This is a genomic window from Terrimesophilobacter mesophilus, from assembly GCF_014200375.1.
GTDB classification, from domain to species: Bacteria; Actinomycetota; Actinomycetes; order Actinomycetales; family Microbacteriaceae; genus Terrimesophilobacter; species Terrimesophilobacter mesophilus.
Window position 1 is genome coordinate 2,206,418 of the sequence record NZ_JACHBP010000001.1, and the last position, 19,849, is coordinate 2,226,266.

Below are 19,849 nucleotides of genomic sequence, written 5' to 3' on the forward strand. Positions count from 1 at the left end.
GAATCCTCTTCGCGTCAGGCCGGTTCGTGATTGACGAACAGCACCGCAGCGCCGAGTCCGATCATCATTGCGCCACCGGTCGCGCTGAGTGTCGCAATGCGTTTCGGCGACCGGGCGAACCAGTCGCGCGCAGCACCCGCGGCAAGCGCCCATGCGCTATCCGACACGAGCGCCACGATGACGAACACGACCCCGAGCAACAGGATCTGAAGCGGAATACCGCCAGCCGTATGGTCGACGAACAGCGGAAGGACCGCCACCATGAAGATGATCGACTTCGCGTTCGTGACACCGACCACGAATCCCTCCCAGACCGTGCGCCAGGCGCCGCGACGCGCGACGGGTGCCGTGACGGCATCCGCTTTCTGACGGCGATGCCGGATCGCCTGGATGCCGAGGAAGATGATGTATGCGGCCCCGGCGAACTTCACGATCGTGAACGCGACGACGGATTCCTCGAGCAGGCTGCCGAGTCCGAAGGCGATCGCGATCGAGATCACGAGGGCTCCGGCGGCGTTCCCGACGACGCTCAGGAGCCCGCCGACCCGGCCAAGCGAAAGCGAGCGCCCGATGGTGAACAGCACGCTCGGTCCAGGGATGACGATGAGCGGGATCGACGCGAGGCCGAACGCGAGGAGGTTGGCTGCCGGGATCATAGGAAATGTTAGCGCCGGCGCGGCACATACCGCGGCAGGTACCGCCACAGGATGCCGGCGCCGACGAGACCCAGGATGCCCATGACCCCGCTTGCGAACGAGAGCGAGACGAGCGCGGTGATACCCGAGATCGCCAGGGGGGCGGCGGCTCCACCGGCATCCGAAGTGAAGCGCCACGCGCCGAGAAATGGCGCCGGATCCTTCTTGTCGGCGAGGTCGGCGCCGAGGGTCATGAGCAGCCCGGTCCCGAACCCGTTGGCCACGCCGAGCGCCATCGTGATGCCGATGAACCATGCGGAGTTGGCGGAGAGGTCGTGGGTGAACGCGAGCACGAGCTGCCCGAGCCCGAGCCCGATCATCGACGGCAGGGCCGTCCACATCCGCCCCCACCGGTCCATGATCTGACCGGTCGTATAGAAGAGCGCGAAGTCGAGGGCACCGGCGATGCCGATGATGAGGGCCGTGTTGGCATCCGAGATGCCGATGCTCACCGCCCAGAGGGGAACGAGGACCTGCCGGCTCGCGCGTAGCGCTCCGACGAGGAGCGCGCCGGATCCGAGTCGGGCGAGTACGCCGCGGTTCTTGACGATCGTCTGGAACAAGCCGTGGGATTCGCGCTCGAGGAGGATTTCGCCTTCACGCTGCCCGGATGCTGCGAGCCTCGGACGGAACGTGGCCTCGGGGTCTCGGAGGAAGACCAGCAGCAGTGCAGCGACGAGGCAGCCGGCGACGTGCACCCAGAAGGCCGAGGACGTCGAGCCGGTGAGGTGGATGACCGCCGCGGCGAGGAATGGACCGATGAAGAGACCGAGACGGAAGCTGCCCCCGAGGATGGAGAGGGCGCGGGCGCGGAAGGCGACCGGAACGAAGCTCGTCATGAATGCGTGGCGCGCGAGCCCGAAGACCGCGGTCGCGAGGCCGATGAGGAAGATCGCGAATCCCAGGACCCATGCATTCGGCGAGAGCATGGCGAGCGCGAGCCCGACGATCGACAGGAGGGCCGCATAGATCATGCTCGCGCGTTCGCCGATCCTGCTGATGATCCAGCCGCTCGGCACATCGCCGAAGAGCTGGCCGACCGTGATCATCGCGGCGATGAGGCCGGCGACCGCAAGCTGCGCGCCCAGATTGTGGGCGACGATCGGGATGATCGGGATGATGGCGCCCTCGCCGATCGAGAACGCCAGAGTCGGCAGAATGGCGGGGAGTGCGATGGAGACGAAGCGGAATGGGGGCTCGTCGGTCGACATCGTCTCCGATGCTACCCCGGTGCGCAGGTAGTCTTGAGCAGACATGAACGAGCTCGACATTTCAGAAGACCTGGCCGCGCTGCGCTCGACCTTCGCGGACATCCGCTCGGTCGTCGGGGTGGAGAGGCTCGAGTCGGATATCGCCGACCTCAGCCGGCAGGCCGGGGCGCCGGACCTCTGGGACGACCCGGACACGGCGCAGAAGGTGACGAGCGCGCTGAGCCATCGGCAGGCGGAGCTCGCGAAGATCACGAGCATCGAGCAGCGGCTGGATGACCTCGAGGTCATGGCGCAGCTCGCGAACGAGGAGTCGGACGAGTCGGTCGCGGAGGAAGTTCGCACCGAGCTCGCGAGCGTCCGGAAACTGCTCGGCGAGCTCGAAGTGCAGACGCTTCTCAACGGAGAATGGGATGCCCTGCCCGCTGTCATCACCATCCGTGCGGGTGCCGGCGGCGTGGACGCTGCGGATTTTGCGGAGATGCTCCAGCGCATGTACCTGCGATGGGCGGACCAGCACGGGTATACGACCCGCGTGCTCGACACGAGCTATGCGGAAGAGGCCGGCATCAAGTCGACCACGATCGAAGTGGACGCACCGTACGCCTTCGGAACCCTGAGCGTCGAGGCGGGAACCCACCGCCTCGTGCGCATGAGCCCCTTCAACTCGGCAGGCAAGCGACAGACGAGCTTCGCCGCGGTCGAGGTCATTCCTCTCATCGAGGAGGCGGGCGAGATCGAGATCCCGGAGAACGACATCCGCGTGGATGTGTTCCGCTCGAGCGGGCCCGGCGGCCAGTCGGTGAACACGACCGACTCGGCCGTGCGCATCACCCACCTACCCACCGGCACGGTCGTCTCCATGCAGAACGAGAAGAGCCAGATCCAGAACCGCGCAGCGGCCATGCGCGTGCTGCAGTCCCGATTGCTCGTGCTGCAGCGCGAGCAGGAGGCGGCGACGAAGAAGGAGCTCGCCGGCGTCATCACGGCATCCTGGGGCGACCAGATGCGCAGTTACGTCCTCGCGCCGTACCAGATGGTCAAGGACCTGCGCACCGAATTCGAGGTCAATAACCCCTCCTCCGTGTTCGACGGCGACCTCGACGGATTCATCTCGGCCGGCATCCGGTGGCGCAAGCGCAAGTAGCGAGTCGCTACCGGGCATCGGCGGGGCCGTGCCTAGGCTCGTAGGGTCATGATTCGATTCGACCAGGTCACCAAGCTCTACGCGGGTAACAACCGCCCGGCCCTCAATTCGGTCACGCTGGAGATCCTGCGCGGCGAGTTCGTCTTCCTCGTCGGCGCCTCTGGCAGCGGCAAGTCCAGTTTTCTGCGACTCGTCCTCAAGGAGGAGAACCCGTCGAAGGGCCAGATCCACGTGCTCGGCCAGAATCTCGGCAAGCTCACGAGCCGCAAGGTACCGTACTTCCGGCGCAACCTCGGCGTCGTGTTCCAGGACTTCCGCCTCCTGCCTCAGAAATCGGTCTTCGACAACGTTGCCTTCTCGCTCCAGGTCATCGGCAAGTCGAAGGGATTCATCCAGGAAGCGGTTCCGGATGTCCTGAAGATGGTCGGTCTGGCAGGCAAGTCCGGCAGGCTCCCGCACGAGCTGTCCGGCGGCGAGCAGCAGCGCGTCGCGATCGCCCGCGCGATCGTGAACAAGCCGGCGATCCTGCTCGCGGACGAACCGACAGGGAACCTCGACCCGTCGACGAGCGCGGGCATCATGACCCTGCTCGAACGCATCAGCGGTGGGGGGACCACCGTCCTCATGGCCACGCATGACGCGGGCATCGTCGACCAGATGAAGCGTCGCGTGATCGAACTCGTGAGCGGCCAGATCGTCCGCGACGAGCGGCAGGGCGGCTACCAGACCCAGGCGCTTCCCGTCCAGCGGCAGGCTCCACCGCCCACGGAGACCGGGCTGGGGGCACAGCGATGAGGGTCGGTCTGGTCCTCTCCGAGGTCGGCCAGGGCCTTCGCCGGAATGTGTCGATGGTCGTCTCGATCATCCTCGTGACGTTCATCTCCCTCACCTTCGTCGGGGCGGCGATCCTGCTGCAGCAGCAGATCAACCAGATGAAGGGGTACTGGTACGACCGGGCGCAGGTCGCCGTGTACCTGTGCACCCAATACGACGAGGGCGGCAACTGCAACTCGGTCGAAGCGACGCCGGAGCAGAAGGCGAACATCGAGCAACAACTGAAGTCCGCGGTGCTCGCACCGCTCATCAAGCGGTACGACTTCGAGGACCATGACGCCGGATATGCGAGGTACCAGCAGCAGTTCTCGTCCTCGGAGTCGAGCGGATTCGTCACCCCGGACTTCATCCCCGAGACGTTCTGGGTGAGCCTGAAAGACCCATCCCAGTCGGATGCGATCGTCGAGCGGCTCTCCGGTGTTGCGGGCGTCGAGGAGGTGTTCGACCAGCGCAAGTACCTCCAGCCGATCTTCGACGCCTTGAACGCCGCGAGCTACACAGCGATCGGTATCGCGGGCCTCATGCTGATCGCGGCTGTGCTGCTCATCGCCACGACGATCCGGCTGAGTGCGTTCAGTCGCCGCAGGGAGCTCGGAATCATGAGACTCGTGGGAGCATCCAACCGGTTCATCCAGACGCCGTTCGTGCTCGAGGGCGTTGTCGCGGCCCTCATCGGGTCTGTGCTCGCGAGCGGCGCGATCGTCGCGATCGTGCACTTCTTCGTGCAGGGGTACCTCAACGCGACGCCGTCGGCGACCCCGTTCGTGGACCTCGGAGATGCCTTCATCGTCGTTCCGATCCTTATCATGGGCGGAATCTGTCTTGCCGCGCTGTCGGCGGCCGTCGCCATCCGCCGCTACCTGCGGGTCTGACCCTTCGCGGTAGGCTGCGTCGCGCGCTAGACTGGACGGCTGCCTGCGCGACCCGCGCAGCCGCATCCGTATCAGCATCCGCTTTCATCACTCAGGAGTTGCACCGTGCCCAGGGAACGCGGCGAGAAGGTCGTCGCCACCAACCGCAAGGCGCGGCACGACTATGCCATCGAGGACACCTACGAGGCCGGGCTCGTGCTGACCGGCAGCGAGGTCAAGTCGCTGCGAGAGGGCCGCGCGAGTCTCGTCGACGGCTACGCCTTCATCGACAGGGGCGAGGCGTGGCTGGATGCCGTGCACATTCCCGAATACGTCGGCGGCACCTGGAACAACCACGCCCCGCGCCGCAAACGCAAGCTGCTGCTGCACAAGGCGCAGATCCTCAAGATCCACAACAAGGTCAAGGAGGGCGGCTACACGCTCGTGCCGCTGCGGTTGTACTTCAGCGACGGTCGCGCGAAGGTCGAGCTCGCCGTCGCCAAGGGCAAGCGCGAGTACGACAAACGGCAGACGCTGCGCGAGCGGCAGGACAACCGCGAGGCCCAGCGCGCCATGTCGAGCCGCAAGAACCTCGGGGACTGACTCAGCTCGCCACGAACCTCGCATCGACGACCGCGGCGATCTCGATGTCCTCCGGTTTGAGCGAGAGCTCCGGGCTGCCTCCGGCATCCATCGCCTTGAATGCGCGAGACGATGACGCGAACTGCATGCCGCCCCCGGATGCCCCCACCTGGTCCCCGAGCATGCCCGGATCCGCGATCGCCACGGCCCGCACGGAACCGAGCCCGATGCTCTGTGCGTAGACGGTCGCCTTGTCCACGGCGTCCCTGACCGCGCGCGAGCGCACCTCGGTTGTCACCGACGTCTTCCGGGCCTCGGTGAGCGCCCACTCGATCGAGCCGATCGTGACCCCGTCGCGGGCGGCGAGGTCCTCGAGAAAGCGGGCGAGTGCGTCGAAGTCGCTGAACTTCGCGGAGAAGCCGATGCGGGCATGAAACACGACGGGAAGCTGCTTGCCCTCCTGGTTCCACGGCCGATCGCCCCACACCTGGACGCTGTCGCTCGACCACCAGGTGACGGGCCCCTTCTTGCCGTCGTGGAGTGCAGTGACGCGGCCCCGCACGTCTTCAGCGGCCGCATTCACCGCAGCGAAGACCGGCTCTCGACTCGGGCCGTCGAAGTGGATGGCAATGTGCACCGTCGCGCGCTCGGCGGGATGGAAGGCGGAGTGCTGCCCCTGAACGGTGATCGTCGTCTCGGTCATGACGCCAGACTATCCGCGTCACGACCGAGACTCACCAGCTGACGATCAGGTGACGCGGATGAGCTTCTTGTTGACGAACTCCGCGGCGCCGAAGCGGCCCATCTCGCGGCCGATACCGCTGCGCTTGACCCCGCCGAACGGCAGCTCGGGGCTGTCGGCGAGGACGACGTTGATGTAGACCATGCCGGCGTCGATTTTGTCCGCGACCCGCATCGCCTGTTCCTTGTCCGTGGTGAACAGGTACGAGCCGAGGCCGAATGGCGACGCGTTCGCGACCTGAATCGCCTCATCCTCCGACGAGACGCGGTAGATCGAGGCGACGGGCCCGAAGAACTCTTCGTGGAATGCGTCGGCATCCGGCGAGATGTCGGTGATCACCGCGGTGGGGAAGAACGCTCCGTCGCGGGTGCCGGATGTCGTGACGGTCGCGCCCTGCGCCTTGGCGCGCTTCAACTGCTCATCAAGCCCCTCAGCGGCCCCGAGCGACGAGAGCGGGCCGTAGTCGGCGCCGTCCTTTGTGGGGTCGGATGCCGTCGCACCGAGCATCTTCGTGGTGAGCTTGTCGCGGAAGTCCTCGTAGAGGTCGTCGATCACGATGAAGCGCTTGGCCGCGTTGCAGGACTGCCCGCTGTTGTCCATCCGGGCCGCGTACGCCGAATCCACGGCGCCGTCGAGGTCGTCGGTGGAGAGCAGGATGAACGGGTCGGAGCCTCCGAGCTCCAGTACGACCTTCTTGAGGTTGCGACCGGCGACCTCGGCGACTGCCGAGCCGGCGGCTTCGGAGCCCGTGAGCGAGACGCCCTGCACGCGCGGATCGGCGATGACGGTCGCGACCTGGCCGCTGCTCGCGTACACGTTCGTGTAGACGCCCTCCTTCGCCCCCGCGTCGTGGAAGATCTGCTGGATCGCCGCGGCGGACTCCGGGCACTGCGACGCATGCTTGAGGATGATGGTGTTCCCGATGACGACGTTCGGGCCGGCGAACCGTGCCACCTGGTAGTACGGGAAGTTCCACGGCATGACGCCGATGAGCACGCCGAGCGGGTTCGTCCGCATGAAAGCGGTGCCGTCTTCGCTCAGGATGTCGATCGGCTCGTCCTTGAGGAACTCGTGCGCGTTGTCCGCGTAGTACCGGTAGATGTCCGCAGCGAAGTCGACCTCACCGAGCGCCTGGTCGATGGGCTTGCCCATCTCACGCACGATGATCGCGGCCAGGTCGTCCCTGCGCTCGGAGTGCAGGTCGCCGACCTTGTGGATGAGTGCGGCCCGCTCATCGATCGACGAGTTGCGCGACCACGTGCGGTATGCGTGCTCGGCCGATTCGATGACCTTTTCGAGGTCGGCATCCGAAATCTGCGGGTACGTCTTGACGATGTCCCCGGTGGCGGGGTTGGTAACGGCGTAATGGCTCACGAGCCATCTCCTTTCGGGTGTTCAGGCAGCGCTGCCGGAACACGGTCGCGAATCGTGTTGGTTACACTCAATCACGTCCGGAGCGCTCTCGCATTCCGGGCTGGCCGGCCGCTCCACGGCATCCGTCGCCGGTAGCGGTTTCTGCGCACTGCGCGTAGACTGGAGGGCTGCCATGGGCAGTATGACAACTCAACAGCGCGCGACAGTGGCCGGCTTCCACCACCAGTGATGGGGGAGCTCGAGCATGGGGATGATCGGTTTCGACATTGCCTGCGAGAGTGTGAGAAGCGGGTCGAGGATGCAGGGTTATCTCGTAAACGATCCCCGCAAAAAACAAGTGCCAATGCAAAGCGCACTGACTTCGCCCTCGCTGCCTAAGCGAGCGCACTAAGAAGTCCGTCAGGCCGGGAACGCCTTCTACCCGGATTTCTGGCGTCAGCCAGAGGGCTTGCTGCGACGTTACGTCTTAGGGCGTCGCGGGACTTGCACTAGGACTGGGCTTGTCGGATTAGGTGCCAGTGGCAAATTCCGGAGCCGAGTAGAACGCCTGCACTGGCTACACCCGTAGAAGACATACGACCACAGCAGTGGACGGGGGTTCAATTCCCCCCATCTCCACCACGTCCGACCAGGGGAAAGCTCCTGAGAGGATGGCCCTGTCGCGCGCTGGCGAGTTTCTCACGTGCGTTCACGTCTCGATCGCGCTGCCGGTGTCCTTCAGGTGCTGCCGCAGAGTCACACGCGGGTCTGACGCCTGCTTCTTGCGGTAGCCCGCGAAGTCGAGCTGGGTGCGGAGGTCGGTGCCGGCACGCATCCGGTCGGATTGGGCCGACTCCGTGGACTGGATGCTCGCAGCGAGTTCGAACAGCTCGTTCCGTCGTGCGGGCCCGACCACGAGGATGCCGTCGTCGTCTCCGACGATGTGGTCGCCCTCCGACACGCGGACTCCGTCGAGCATGGCGATGGCCATCCGCCGCCCGGCCGGCGGCACGCGCCGTGGACCGTATGGATACGCCCCCAGGCTGTGCAGCGGAAGGTCGATCTCACGCAACTGGGCCGTGTCGCGATGCAGCCCCCAGATGACGATGCCGGAGAGACCCGCGAGTTTGGCTTCGAGCGCCAGGAGATCACCGACGCAGGCCTCGTCCCTCCGACCGCCGTTGTCGACGACGAGCACGCCGCCGGAGGGGGAGTCGTCGATGGTCTCCAGGATCACGTCGACGCTCCCGAGGTGCGTGACCGGCATCGCCGGCCCTGCGAAGATTCGCCCGGGCAGGAGCGGTCGGAGCAACTGCGGTCCCGTCTGAACGGCGATCCCGAGGCGAGTCGCGGCATCGGCGACGGTCGCAGTCGGGAGGATTGCGGGCGTTTCGGGCGTTGGCATGGACTCGGGCACGGCCGGCCTCCTCTGGTCTGCGCGAGCGTTCTCGCCGCGCGCGGGTCTATTCTCACCCGCGGGCGACGAAAACACCCGCGCGCAACCGACTACGGCAGGGTGATGACCGTCATGCCGGGATGCGCGGCCGCGTCCATGGTGGCGAGCGCCTCGGGCGCGTCATCGAGTGAGATCGTGCGGCCGACGAGCATCCGGGGGTCGATGTCGCCACGGGCGATGCTCGCGAGCATCGCCGGGTACTCGTGCGCGGCCATGCCGTGGCTCCCGAGGATCTCGAGCTCGTTCGCGACGACGAGGTCCATCGGCACCGGAGAGAGGGCGTCGGGGCCGAGCATGAGCCCGACCTGCACGTGGCGCCCTCGCTTGCGCAGGCTGCGTATCGAGTTGCCGCTCGTCGTGAGGCTCCCGAGCGCGTCGAGCGAAAGGTGGGCGCCGCCCTGGGTGCGCTCCCGAATCGCCTCCGTGACATCCGAGGTCCCCGACATCGGGATGGCTCCGAGCTGTTCGGCGATGGCAAGCGCATCCGCCGAGACGTCGACGGCCACGACCTTCGCTCCCGCGGCGACGGCGATCATGATGGCGGAGAGCCCGACACCGCCGCATCCGTGGACAGCGACCCACTCTCCCGCCTGCACGCGCCCCTGCGTCATGACGGCGCGGTACGCGGTGGCGAAGCGGCATCCGAGGGCGGCGGCAGAGACGAAGTCGAGGTCGGCGGGCAGCGCCACGAGGTTCGTGTCGGCCCCGGCGATCGCCACGAACTCGGCAAAGGAGCCCCACTGGGTGAAGCCCGGCTGCTCCTGGTTGTCGCACACCTGCTGGTTGCCGAGCAGGCACTGCTCGCATGTGCCACACGCGCACACGAACGGCACTGTCACCCGGTCACCCACCGCCCACCCGGTCACCCGAGCGCCGACCGACTCGATCACGCCGGCGAACTCGTGCCCTGGGACGTGGGGGAGTCGAATGCCGGGATCGTGCCCCATCCAGCCGTGCCAATCGCTGCGGCACAGCCCCGTCGCACGCACCCGGATGACCGCTCCGGTCGCCGGGCATTCCGGCATGGGAACGTCGGCGAGTTCCGGCAGTTCACCGAATTCGTGGAACGGTACTGCCTTCATATGGTCCCTCCCGCAGCTCTGAGTTCACACCACCGGATTCCGCGGCGCTCGCGGAGGTGGGGGTGGCGGCACCAACCTGGCCGCGGTGACCTCGCTGAGAGGAATCGTCACGAGGCCCCTTCGCGTCTCCACGACGCATTCGGTCTCGCTGAGTTCGCGCAGGTATCCGAGTGCATCCACGAAGCCCCCGTCGATTCGCCGGCGCACCGTCATCCGCGTGCCCAACGACACGGAAGCGATGAGCCTGGCCGGGTCGGTCATACGGCCAGCCTATTCGCGTTACGAGAGTGGCAATCCGAGTGGGGGACAGGGCGTGACGCCAACCTTCGTCCGCTGTTCGGGGCGAGCAGATGTCGGGGTTCGGGCTGAGTCGTTGATGAGGGTTGCCTCGCAGGGGGATCGTGTGGCAGGCGCCCCTCATCGATGAGGTCGTCGGCGAGCAGGTCGACTCCGGTATGGCTGGAATGGACGCGCTGCTGCTCGGGCGCCGCACCTACGACATCTTCGCCGCGTACTGGCCGAACGCGGAGGGGACCATCGCGCGGCTGTTCAACCGCCTCCCGAAATACGTGGCATCGCGCCAGTCGCCGACCCTTGAGTGGGCCGACTCCACGTTGCTCGGTCCGGATGTCGTCGCCGCAGTCCGCGAGCTGCGCGAGAGGCACGCGAACATCCACGTCATCGGCAGCCTCGACTTCGTGCAGACACTGTTCGCCGAGCGGCTCTTCGATCGACTGACGCTCTGGGTGTACCCGATCCTCCTCGGCAGTGGAAAGAAGGTCTTCGCCGATGGAGTGGTTCCGATGAACCTCAGGCTCGTCGAGCCTGTCGTCGCCTCCCCCAGGGGTGCGATGACGCTGCGCTACGTGCTCGTCGACGGGACGCCCGGCGTTGGGGATATGTCGGCCGGCGACCGGGAGGGCCAGGCCCGGTCGCGCCTATTTCTCGTCGGCACCGACCACCAGGTTGCCCTCGGCGACCGAGTTCTCGAGCACGCTGTCACGGTCGATCGTCGTCGCGAGCGGCACCTCCTTGATGAAGCACAGCAGCACGAACGCGGCGAGGGCGAGCGGAACCATCCAGAGGAACAGGGGGGTGAGCGCGTCGTTGTAGGCCTGGTCGATGATCGTGCGCAGGGCGTCCGGCAGGTGCTTCACGGCCTCAGGGGTGAGCGAGTGCGCGCTGCCGCCCGGCAGGGCACCGGCTGCGGGCAGCCGTACCGCAAGCAGGTCGAACAGGCGCGTCGCGAAGAGGCTCCCCACGAATGCGCTGCCGAGGGTCGCTCCGATCTGGCGGAAGTAGTTGTTGGATGCGGTCGCCGTGCCGACCATTCGCACGTGGAACGTGTTCTGCACGATGAGCACAAGGATCTGCATGCTCGTGCCGAGTCCGATGCCCATGACAGCGAGGTAACTGCAGAACACCCACAGCGGCGTCTGGGGGGTCATGGTGCTGAGCAGGCTCAGCCCGGCGGCGACGAAGAGGGCACCGACCATGGGCATCCACTTGTATCGTCCATAGCGGCTCACGAGCCATCCGGTGACGACCGAGGTGACGAGCAGTGCGCCCATCATCGGGATCATGAGAAGCCCGGCGGTGGTCGCATCCTCGCCGAACGTCATCTGCAGGTAGGTCGGGAGGTAGCCGACGACTCCGAACATGGCGACACCGGTGAGGAGGCCGGCGATGGTCGTGAGGGTGAAGTTGCGCTCGCGGAACAGGCTCATCGGGATGATGGGTTCCGGAGTGCGCAACTCGACGATCACGAAGAGGGCGCCGGCGATGACGGTTCCCGCACCGAGCATGATGATCTGCAGCGAGTCCCAGTCATAGGTGCTTCCGCCCCAGCTCGCGATGAGCACGAGGCATGTCGTCGCGACGGCGAGCAGGGCCATACCCGCGACATCGATCTTCGGGCGCGCGCTCAGGTCGTGCTTCGGCAGGTGCAGGAACGCGATGGATGCTGCGAGCGCCAGGAGGCCGAGCGGGATGTTGATCCAGAAGGTCCAGCGCCAGCCGATCCCCTCGGTGAACCACCCGCCGAGGAGCGGGCCGGCGACGGAGGACACAGCGAACACGGCGCCCATGACACCCATGTACTTGCCGCGTTCGCGGGCGGGGACGACATCCGCGATGATCGCCTGCGACAGGATCATGAGCCCGCCGCCGCCGACGCCCTGCACGACGCGGGCGACGATGAGCAGGTTCATGTCCCCGGCGAGCCCACCGAGCACCGAGCCGGCCATGAAGGCGGTGATCGCGAAGATCAGGAGCCCCTTGCGGCCGATGAGGTCCCCGACCTTGCCGTAGATCGGCATCATGATCGTCGAGGCGAGGATGTAGGCGGTCATGACCCAGAGCATGAGGTCGACGCCGTTGAGCTCGCCCACCATCGTCGGCATGGCGGCGCTCAGCACGGTCTGGCTGAGCGAGGCCAGCAGCATGGCGAGCATGAGCCCGACGAAGAGGAGGATGAGGCCCCGGGTGGATTCGTGGGAGCGCGCTCGTTCGGTGCGTGCCCTTTCGGTGCGGGGCGCAGCAGGAGAAGTCATTACGTCATTTTTGCACAGAATGCAAAAATGCACAAAATGGCAATATCCGGATACCGTGCCCGATTCGCAGCCTAGACGCCCAGAACACTCCGCACCGCATCGTGCAACAGCCCATTCGTGGCGAGGGCCGAACCGTGCCAGGGGCCGGGTTCCCCGTCCATGGATGTGAGAAGCCCACCGGCCTCCGAGACGATGGGGAAGAGTGCGGCCATGTCGTAGGGCTGCAGGCCGAACTCTCCCGCGACATCCAAGACCCCCTCGGCCACCATCATGTACGGCCAGGCGTCGCTGTAGTCGCGCGTGCGCCACACCTGCCGCGCGAGCTCGAGGTAGTTCTCCAGCAGACCGGCCTCCTCGAAGCGGTCGAGGCCGCTCAAGGCGACCGAGGCATCCGACAGCGCCGAGACGCCGGAGACCCGGATGCTGCGCCGACTCCCATCGATGTCCCGCGTGTGCGCTCCGAGGCCGTCGGCTCCCCACCAGCGCCGGCCGAGCGCAGGGGCGCTCACGACGCCGAGGACCGGAACACCGTCGACCGCGAGGGCGATAAGAGTCGTCCACACCGGCACGCCGCGGACGAAGTTGGCCGTGCCGTCGATCGGGTCGATGATCCACTGCCGGCTCGAGTCGCCGATGGTCCCGAACTCCTCACCGTAGATCGCATCGCCCGGGCGATTCGCGGCGATCGATTCGCGGATGCTCGCCTCGACGGCCTTATCGGCATCCGTCACCTGGGTCAGGTCGGGCTTCATCGAGACCTCGAGGTCGGCCGCGCGGAAGCGGCCATGCGAGATCGCGTCGGCGAGGTCGGCGAGCCCGAGCGCGAACTCGAGATCCTGGGGAAGTGTGAGGTCGGCCATCATGCAAGGGTAGCGAGCAACCGCTGCAGCGACTCGAGCCGCAGCCTGCCCACCTCACCGAGCGCACCCGCGGCAACCTGCTCGTTGATGGCGCAGTCGGGAGCATCCGGCAGATGGGTGCAGCCGCGCGGGCAGTCCCTGGCTATTTCGGCCAGATCTGTGAAGGACTTCAGGATGTTGTCCGGGTTCACGTGCCCCAGCCCGAAGGAGCGCACGCCGGGGGTGTCGATGATCCAGCCGTCGCCGAGTTCTCCACCGACCCGGTAGGAGACGCTCGAGGAGGATGTGTGCCGCCCGCGACCGGTCACGGTGTTGACCCGCCCGATGGCCCGGTTCGCGTCGGGGACGAGGGCGTTGACCAGGGTCGATTTGCCGACGCCCGAGTGTCCGACCGCGACGGTCGAATGTCCCGTCAGCAGCTCGCGAAGCCTCTCGAGAGGGAAGTCCTCGTGTTCACTCGTGACGACCGTGAGGTCGAGGCCGGCGAAGTTGGCCAGGAACGCGCCCGGGTCGGCGAGGTCCGTCTTCGTGACGCACAGGATGGGTGCGATTCCGGCATCGAATGCCGCGACGAGGTAGCGATCGACGAGCCTGGGCCTCGGCTCAGGATCGGCCGCTGCCACGACGATGAGCATCTGGTCGGCGTTGGCCACGATGATGCGCTCGACCTCGTCGGTGTCGTCCGCACTGCGGCGCAGCACCGTCGTGCGCGGCTGGATCCGCACGATGCGGGCGAGGGTGCCTTCGTCGCCGCTCGTGTCGCCCACGAGGTCGACGCGGTCCCCCGTGACGATCGCCTGCTTGCGCAGTTCGCTCGCGCGGGATGCCGTGGCCTCATGCTCGGAAGGCGTCCCCGCGTCGACGAGCACGGAGTATCGCCCGCGATCCACCGTCAGCACTCGACCGGTCACGGCGTCGAGGTGCTCCGGTCGCACTTTCGTCCGCGCCCGATTTCCTTTGGGATTCGGGCGGGCGCGTGCCTCGTAGTCGGCGTACTTGTCGTCCTCGTCGTCGTCGGACAGCCATCTCATGGGGCGCTACAGGATGCCGATGGAGAACGGGTCGACGCTCGCCGCCCTGGGGTGCACGAGGTTGTGCCAGAGCGCAGGGAACTCCGGCAGTGTCTTTGCCGTCGTTCCGATGTCCTCGATGTCGATGTCATCGACCGCGAGCCCGATGATGGCTCCGGCCGTCGCCATCCGGTGATCCTCGTAGCTGTGCCATACGCCGCCGTGCAGCGGTTTCGGTTCGATGGCGAGACCATCCTCGAGTTCGGTGACACTGCCGCCGAGCGCGTTGAGCTCCGTCGTCAGGGCGGCGAGCCGATCGGTCTCGTGACCGCGAAGGTGACCGATGCCGGTGAACGTGCTCGGCCCGTCAGCGAGCGCGGCGAGCGCGACGAGAGCGGGGGCGAGTTCCCCGCACTCGCCGAGGTCGAGACGTGCCCCCGACAGGGTTCCTCCGCCGAGCGCGCCCAGGCCGCCATCGATGGTGAGGGATGACGCGGAGCGATGCGTGGTGGCGCCGAAAGCGGCGAGGAGATCCGGCAGCCGGTCGCCGACCTGGGTCGTCGCAGCCGGCCAGCCATCGATCGTGACCGTTCCGCCCGCGACCAGGGCGGCTGCCAGGAATGGTGCGGCATTGGAGAGGTCCGGTTCGATGTCGACGTCCCTCGCGGCTATCGCGCCGGCGGCGACCGACCAGATCCCGGGCTCCGGATGCCGGACCTCGACGCCTCGAGCCGAAAGCACCTCCATCGTCATCTCGATGTGGGGGAGGCTCGGAAGCACAGAGCCGGTGTGACGAAGCTCGAGCCCGTGAGTGAACCGCGCGGCGACGAGCAGCAGCGCCGAGATGAACTGGCTCGAGGACGATGCGTCGACCTCGATCGGCCCGCCCTCGACGGAACCCGTGCCGTACAGGCTGAACGGGAGGGTGCCCCTGCCGTCGTCGGTGACATCCACCCCCAGGGCGCGAAGCGCATCGATGGTCGCCCGCATGGGCCGTTTACGGGCGGCCGGATCGCCGTCGAAGGCGACCGGTCCGAGCGCGAGCGCTGCGATCATCGGCACGAAGCGCATGACGGTTCCCGCGAGCCCGCAATCGATCGACGATCCGCCGGTCAGTTCCTGGGGGGTGACCCGCCAGTCCGGTCCGAAGCCGCCGTCTCCCGGGACCTCATCGATGATCGTTCCGAGCTCGCGGAGGGCATCCGCCATGATGGCCGTGTCGCGGGAATGCAGTGGCGAGCGCAGCAGCGACGGCCCCGAGGCCAGAGCGGAGAGCACGAGTTCCCGGTTGGTGAGGGACTTCGAACCCGGCACGGCGAGGCTCGACGCCAGCGGACCTTCAGCTCTCGGAGCACGCCACGGGCCGACGGGATCCTCCAGCACGAGATCATCGTTCTCGTACGGGTTGAACTCCGGCTTGGAATAACGGGAAACTAACATCGGTTACCAGAGTATCGGCAGTTTACTGAGACGAAACGGATTCCCCGGCGTGACCATGGTTCTTGAAGCGATTACTTCGCGGGTGGAGGCGGACCTCCATCGGCTCGAACTAAGCTGGGCGACGATGACGACTACCGATGCGGATTCCGTGCCAGAACGCGACCTGCCCGAAGCGGCCGACGCCGGGTCGAGCGGCCCGGATCTCGCTGCGCTGTTCGAGGAGCAGGCCATCCCGTTCATGGACCAGCTCTACGCAGCCGCGATGCGGATGACGCGCAATCCGGCCGACGCGGCCGATCTCGTCCAGGAGACGTTCGTGAAGGCGTTCGCCGCGTTCGGAAGGTTCGAGCAGGGGACGAACCTCAAGGCGTGGCTGTATCGCATCCTGACCAACACGTTCATCAACAGCTACCGCAAGAACCAGCGAAACCCCTATCAGGGCACGATCGACGAACTCGAGGACTGGCAGCTGGGCAACGCCCAGTCGGCCACCGCGACCACGACGAGATCGGCAGAGGCCGAGGCGATCGACCACCTGCCGGACAGCGCCGTGAAGGATGCGCTCCAGTCGATACCGGAGGACTTCCGTCTCGCGGTCTACTTCGCCGACGTCGAAGGCTTCTCCTACCAGGAGATCGCCGACATCATGAAAACACCGGTGGGCACCGTCATGAGTCGTCTGCATCGAGGCAGACGGATGCTGCGGGAACTGCTGGCGTCCTACGCGACCTCGGGAGCGGCACAATGACGGACTGCGGCTGCGAGAAGGCTCTCGCCGAACTCGAAGAGTTCCTCCACAACGAGTTGAACAAGCAGGACTACGCCGATGTGCGCGAGCACATGGCAGGCTGCGGAGACTGCGAAGGCGAGGCGAGGGTGGGCATCGTGCTCACCCAGGCCGTCAAACGTGCGTGCTCCGAGTCGGCGCCGGAGGACCTGCGGGTCCAGGTCCTCGCCCGGATCCGCGAGATCCAGTCGACTCACTGACCCCATCCGGTCGCGACGGTGTCCCATCCGGTGCCGCCGGTGCTCCGCTGTGCGACGGCCGTCGGGAGTTGATGCGTCTCCCGCATCTGCTTACTCGGCAGATTCATAGGATGGGCACAGGAGAAGCAATGCCCGATGTGCGACAACGGGAAGATGACTGAGACATCCCGACAGCCTGCCCTGGTGCGTCAGGACGGTTCGCCAGTCCGAGTGCTCGTCGTCGACGACGAGTCGTCGCTCGCAGACCTGCTCACCATGGCTCTGCGGTACGAAGGGTGGAGCGTGAAGTCGGCGCTTCTCGGCCGTGCTGCGCTGACGCTCGCCCGCGAGTTCCGCCCCGATGTGATCGTCCTGGACATCATGCTCCCGGATATCGACGGGCTCGAGGTCCTGCGACGGCTGCGCGCGGATGACTTCGACGGGCCGGTCCTCTTCCTCACGGCGAAGGACTCTGTGAGGGATCGCATCGCAGGATTGACGGCGAGCGGCGACGACTACGTAACGAAGCCGTTCAGCCTCGAGGAGCTCGTCGCCCGGCTGCGCGGACTCCTGAGACGGAGTGCCCTTGCGATCTCCGCCACTGACGACCCCGAGGTGCGCGTGGGCGATCTGATCCTGAACGAGGAGCGATTCGAGGTCCACAGGGGGGACACTCCGATCGACCTCACGGCGACGGAATTCGAACTCCTCCGCTTCCTCATGCGCAACCCGAGGAGGGTGCTCAGCAAGGCGCAGATCCTCGACCGGGTCTGGAGCTACGACTTCGGGGGCCGCTCCAGCATCGTCGAGCTCTACATCTCCTATCTGCGCAAGAAGGTCGATTCGCTCGGTGCACCCATGATCCACACCGTCCGCGGCGTCGGGTACACCATCAAGGCCGCTTCGTGAGCGATCCGCGCGTTCCGCGTGCGCCCTGGTCGCTTCGTCGTCGACTGGTTCTCGGCATTGTCGCACTGCTGGCGCTCGTGAGCGTCGTGATCGGAGGAGTGAGCATCCTCACTCTTCGCCAGAGCCTCCTCGAGCGGCTCGACACGCAACTGGATGCCGCCCTGCAGCGCAGCCAGACGTTCCTGCCCCAACTCGGCATCGGACCATCGGAGGACCCGCCCGGCACCGGCAACGCGCAGAGCGCTGGGACCCTCGGGCTGATCGCACGGAACGGACGCATCCTCGCGCCCCGATACTTCGACGAGACGGCGACCCTTCGCACCCTGAGCCCATTCCAGCAGCGGGTCCTCGTCAACGTGAACTCGCGGGACCCGGTCGCGGTACAGCTCGGCGGGACCCTCGGGCAGTACCGGGTCGTGACGGCGACCACGACCAACGGATTCGAGTTGATCGTCGGGCTTCCCATGCGCGACGTCAACGCGACGACCGCGCAACTGTTTCTCATCATCGCGGCGGTGACGGCTCTCGGCATCGCGCTCGCCGCCATCGTCGGCACCTTCGTCGTGAGAGTCGCACTGCGTCCGCTGTCCGGGGTCGTGGCAACGGCGAGCCGGGTGTCCGAACTGGAACTCGATCGCGGAGATGTCGCGCTCGCCGAGCGGGTCGCTCTCGCGGACGCCAGCAGTGGAACCGAGGTCGGCCGGGTGGGCGCAGCCCTGAACCGGATGCTCGAACACGTCGCCGATGCGCTCACGGCCCGCGCCGCGAGCGAGCGGAAGCTGCGCCAATTCGTGGCGGATGCCAGCCACGAGCTCCGCACACCCCTCGCCTCGATCCGGGGCTATGCCGAGCTCACCAGACGCAGCGGCCTGACGCTTCCCGCCGACATCGCGAAGTCGCTGTCCAGGATCGAGTCCGAATCGATCCGGATGACGGCGCTCGTCGAGGAACTGCTCCTGCTCGCCCGCCTGGACGAGGGCGCAGAAGCGGTGACGGAGCGGGTGGACGTGGGCCCGATCGCCGAGGAGGCGGTCGAGGACGCGCAGGCGAGTTCCGGCGACCACCACTGGAGGTTCGTTCCCGCGACAGGGAAGCCGAGCGTCACGGGCGATCCATCCCAGTTGCGGAGGGCCGTGGCGAACCTGCTGGCCAACGCCCGCATCCACACCCCGGAGGGTACGACCGTGACGACGACCGTCGCCGAGCGGGGGAGTGAGGTCTTCCTCACGGTGGCGGACGACGGGCCGGGAATCCCTCCCGAGCTGCTTCCCCACCTGTTCGAACGTTTCGTTCGAGGCGACGGGTCGCGCTCGAGGATCGCCGGCAGCACAGGGCTGGGCCTCGCGATCACCCGTGCGATCGTCGAGGCCCATGGTGGGAGCATCGACGCGAAAAGTGAACCGGGGGATACCCGGTTCACCATCGCGCTTCCGCTCTCAGTTTCTGCTGCTGAGGCGACGTAGCGACTCAGTCGACGATCGTGATCGCCGACGCGAAGTTGGTGCCACGCGTGAACTGGAGCTGCATGTGCAGCCAGGCGAGCGCCTCCATCGTCCTGGACTGCGAGAGTGCGCCGGTGTCGATCACGCGGAAGCCGGCCTTCTCGGCGAACGCGACGACCGCTGCCTTCGCGTCGGCGTCATCCGCTGCGACGAGCAGGTCGAGCGCGTCGCCGTTCTTCTCGCCGGCCACGACGTTGCTGGCGAACACGGTGTTGAACGCCTTCACGACCTTCGCCTGCGGGATGAGCTTGGCGATCTCCTCCGCGCCGGATGTGTCGGGCGAGACGGCGAGGCCGGTGAAGTCCGCGTTGAGCGGGTTGGTCGCGTCGACGACGGTCTTGCCTGCGAATCCGCCGAAGGCCGTGGCGAGGTCGGTGACGGCCGACCACGGCACGGCGAGGGCGACGATGTCGCCGGTGACCTGGTCGCCGATGCCGGCGACGGTGACGTTCCCGCCCAGTTCTCCCGCGAGGGTCTTGCCCTGCTCCTCATTGCGGACGAGGATCTGGACGCCGTAACCGGATGCGAGCGCCCGAGTGGCGATCCCCTTGGCGACGTTTCCCGCTCCGACGATGCTGATGGTGTCTGACGACATGATTTCCTGCTCCTTAGCGTGCTGAATGAATTAGTTGAGAGTTCAAGTAAAAACCACTCTAGCGC

Annotated in this window: 20 protein-coding genes, 1 other RNA gene and 1 pseudogene; 10 read left to right on the plus strand and 12 right to left on the minus strand. The window is 66.7% G+C overall.

Features of this window, described 5'->3' with window-relative positions:
• Positions 1-14: 14 nt before the first annotated feature.
• On the minus strand, positions 15-656 hold the full coding sequence (locus BKA04_RS10890; RefSeq protein ID WP_104096436.1) for a LysE family translocator: 642 nt from the start codon (positions 654-656) through the stop codon (positions 15-17).
• Between the two features lie 8 nt (positions 657-664).
• A complete protein-coding gene (locus BKA04_RS10895; protein ID WP_104096437.1) occupies positions 665-1,906 on the minus strand; it encodes an MFS transporter in 1,242 nt (413 codons plus the stop codon).
• 43 nt (positions 1,907-1,949) lie between these two features.
• Between BKA04_RS10895 and prfB the strand changes: the two genes are divergently transcribed.
• From prfB to smpB, 4 genes are all read left to right on the plus strand, one after another.
• Positions 1,950-3,050: a peptide chain release factor 2 gene (gene prfB / locus BKA04_RS10900; RefSeq protein ID WP_104096438.1), complete on the plus strand. Its 1,101-nt coding sequence runs from the start codon at positions 1,950-1,952 to the stop codon at positions 3,048-3,050.
• Positions 3,051-3,098: 48 nt separating this feature from the next.
• Complete coding sequence (ftsE, locus tag BKA04_RS10905) at positions 3,099-3,845, plus strand: cell division ATP-binding protein FtsE (protein ID WP_104096439.1); 747 nt, start codon at positions 3,099-3,101, stop codon at positions 3,843-3,845.
• On the plus strand, positions 3,842-4,756 hold the full coding sequence (gene ftsX, locus BKA04_RS10910) for a permease-like cell division protein FtsX (RefSeq protein WP_104096440.1): 915 nt from the start codon (positions 3,842-3,844) through the stop codon (positions 4,754-4,756). Before ftsE ends, ftsX begins: the two co-directional genes overlap by 4 nt.
• 105 nt (positions 4,757-4,861) lie before the next feature.
• Entirely contained in the window at positions 4,862-5,338 is a 477-nt protein-coding gene (smpB, locus tag BKA04_RS10915; protein WP_104096441.1) for an SsrA-binding protein SmpB, read from the plus strand.
• 1 nt (position 5,339) lies between these two features.
• Here the strand turns inward: smpB and BKA04_RS10920 are convergent, their stop codons facing one another.
• Together BKA04_RS10920 and BKA04_RS10925 are read right to left on the minus strand one after the other, a co-directional pair.
• Positions 5,340-6,020, minus strand: a complete 681-nt coding sequence (locus BKA04_RS10920) for an SIMPL domain-containing protein (protein WP_104096442.1) — start codon at positions 6,018-6,020, stop codon at positions 5,340-5,342.
• Between the two features lie 45 nt (positions 6,021-6,065).
• Positions 6,066-7,433 carry an NAD-dependent succinate-semialdehyde dehydrogenase gene (locus BKA04_RS10925; RefSeq protein ID WP_104096443.1) on the minus strand — a complete coding sequence of 456 codons (1,368 nt, stop codon included), beginning with the start codon at positions 7,431-7,433 and terminating at the stop codon, positions 6,066-6,068.
• A gap of 246 nt (positions 7,434-7,679) precedes the next feature.
• Here BKA04_RS10925 and ssrA point away from each other — a divergent pair.
• Positions 7,680-8,054: a transfer-messenger RNA gene (gene ssrA, locus BKA04_RS10930) on the plus strand.
• A gap of 67 nt (positions 8,055-8,121) precedes the next feature.
• Here ssrA and BKA04_RS10935 read toward each other — a convergent pair.
• The 3 genes from BKA04_RS10935 to BKA04_RS10945 form a co-directional block, all read right to left on the minus strand.
• Positions 8,122-8,829 (minus strand): RraA family protein, encoded by a 708-nt coding sequence (locus BKA04_RS10935; RefSeq protein WP_232842039.1) that lies wholly within the window; start codon positions 8,827-8,829, stop codon positions 8,122-8,124.
• Positions 8,830-8,918: 89 nt separating this feature from the next.
• Positions 8,919-9,950, minus strand: coding sequence for a zinc-dependent alcohol dehydrogenase family protein (locus tag BKA04_RS10940; RefSeq protein ID WP_104096444.1), 1,032 nt, complete (start codon positions 9,948-9,950; stop codon positions 8,919-8,921).
• Positions 9,951-9,974: 24 nt separating this feature from the next.
• A complete protein-coding gene (locus tag BKA04_RS10945; RefSeq protein ID WP_104096445.1) occupies positions 9,975-10,211 on the minus strand; it encodes a ferrous iron transport protein A in 237 nt (78 codons plus the stop codon).
• A gap of 203 nt (positions 10,212-10,414) precedes the next feature.
• Here BKA04_RS10945 and BKA04_RS12355 point away from each other — a divergent pair.
• Positions 10,415-10,714, plus strand: a pseudogene (locus BKA04_RS12355) (dihydrofolate reductase family protein); the annotation flags it as partial.
• Positions 10,715-10,888: 174 nt separating this feature from the next.
• Here BKA04_RS12355 and BKA04_RS10955 read toward each other — a convergent pair.
• The 4 genes from BKA04_RS10955 to aroA all read right to left on the minus strand — a co-directional run bounded on the left by BKA04_RS10955 (position 10,889) and on the right by aroA (position 15,812).
• Complete coding sequence (locus tag BKA04_RS10955; protein WP_104096446.1) at positions 10,889-12,502, minus strand: MDR family MFS transporter; 1,614 nt, start codon at positions 12,500-12,502, stop codon at positions 10,889-10,891.
• Positions 12,503-12,573: 71 nt separating this feature from the next.
• Positions 12,574-13,362 (minus strand): inositol monophosphatase family protein, encoded by a 789-nt coding sequence (locus BKA04_RS10960; protein WP_104096447.1) that lies wholly within the window; start codon positions 13,360-13,362, stop codon positions 12,574-12,576.
• The gene (gene rsgA / locus BKA04_RS10965) at positions 13,362-14,393 is read right to left on the minus strand and encodes a ribosome small subunit-dependent GTPase A (protein ID WP_104096448.1); all 1,032 of its coding nucleotides are present in this window, start codon (positions 14,391-14,393) and stop codon (positions 13,362-13,364) included. The genes BKA04_RS10960 and rsgA overlap by 1 nt, the downstream gene beginning before the upstream one ends.
• Positions 14,394-14,399: 6 nt before the next feature.
• Positions 14,400-15,812 carry a 3-phosphoshikimate 1-carboxyvinyltransferase gene (gene aroA, locus BKA04_RS10970; protein ID WP_104096449.1) on the minus strand — a complete coding sequence of 471 codons (1,413 nt, stop codon included), beginning with the start codon at positions 15,810-15,812 and terminating at the stop codon, positions 14,400-14,402.
• Between the two features lie 124 nt (positions 15,813-15,936).
• On the opposite strand from aroA, the gene BKA04_RS10975 reads away from it, so the two are divergent.
• From BKA04_RS10975 to BKA04_RS10990, 4 genes are all read left to right on the plus strand, one after another.
• Positions 15,937-16,560, plus strand: a complete 624-nt coding sequence (locus BKA04_RS10975) for a sigma-70 family RNA polymerase sigma factor (RefSeq protein WP_194085578.1) — start codon at positions 15,937-15,939, stop codon at positions 16,558-16,560.
• Positions 16,557-16,799, plus strand: coding sequence for a zf-HC2 domain-containing protein (locus BKA04_RS10980; protein WP_104096450.1), 243 nt, complete (start codon positions 16,557-16,559; stop codon positions 16,797-16,799). Before BKA04_RS10975 ends, BKA04_RS10980 begins: the two co-directional genes overlap by 4 nt.
• 153 nt (positions 16,800-16,952) lie before the next feature.
• The gene (locus BKA04_RS10985; RefSeq protein ID WP_104096764.1) at positions 16,953-17,687 is read left to right on the plus strand and encodes a response regulator transcription factor; all 735 of its coding nucleotides are present in this window, start codon (positions 16,953-16,955) and stop codon (positions 17,685-17,687) included.
• The gene (locus tag BKA04_RS10990; RefSeq protein WP_104096451.1) at positions 17,684-19,150 is read left to right on the plus strand and encodes a sensor histidine kinase; all 1,467 of its coding nucleotides are present in this window, start codon (positions 17,684-17,686) and stop codon (positions 19,148-19,150) included. Before BKA04_RS10985 ends, BKA04_RS10990 begins: the two co-directional genes overlap by 4 nt.
• Positions 19,151-19,154: 4 nt before the next feature.
• On the opposite strand, the gene BKA04_RS10995 is transcribed toward BKA04_RS10990, so the two are convergent.
• Positions 19,155-19,784, minus strand: a complete 630-nt coding sequence (locus tag BKA04_RS10995) for an NADPH-dependent F420 reductase (protein ID WP_104096452.1) — start codon at positions 19,782-19,784, stop codon at positions 19,155-19,157.
• Between the last annotated feature and the right edge of the window lie 65 nt (positions 19,785-19,849).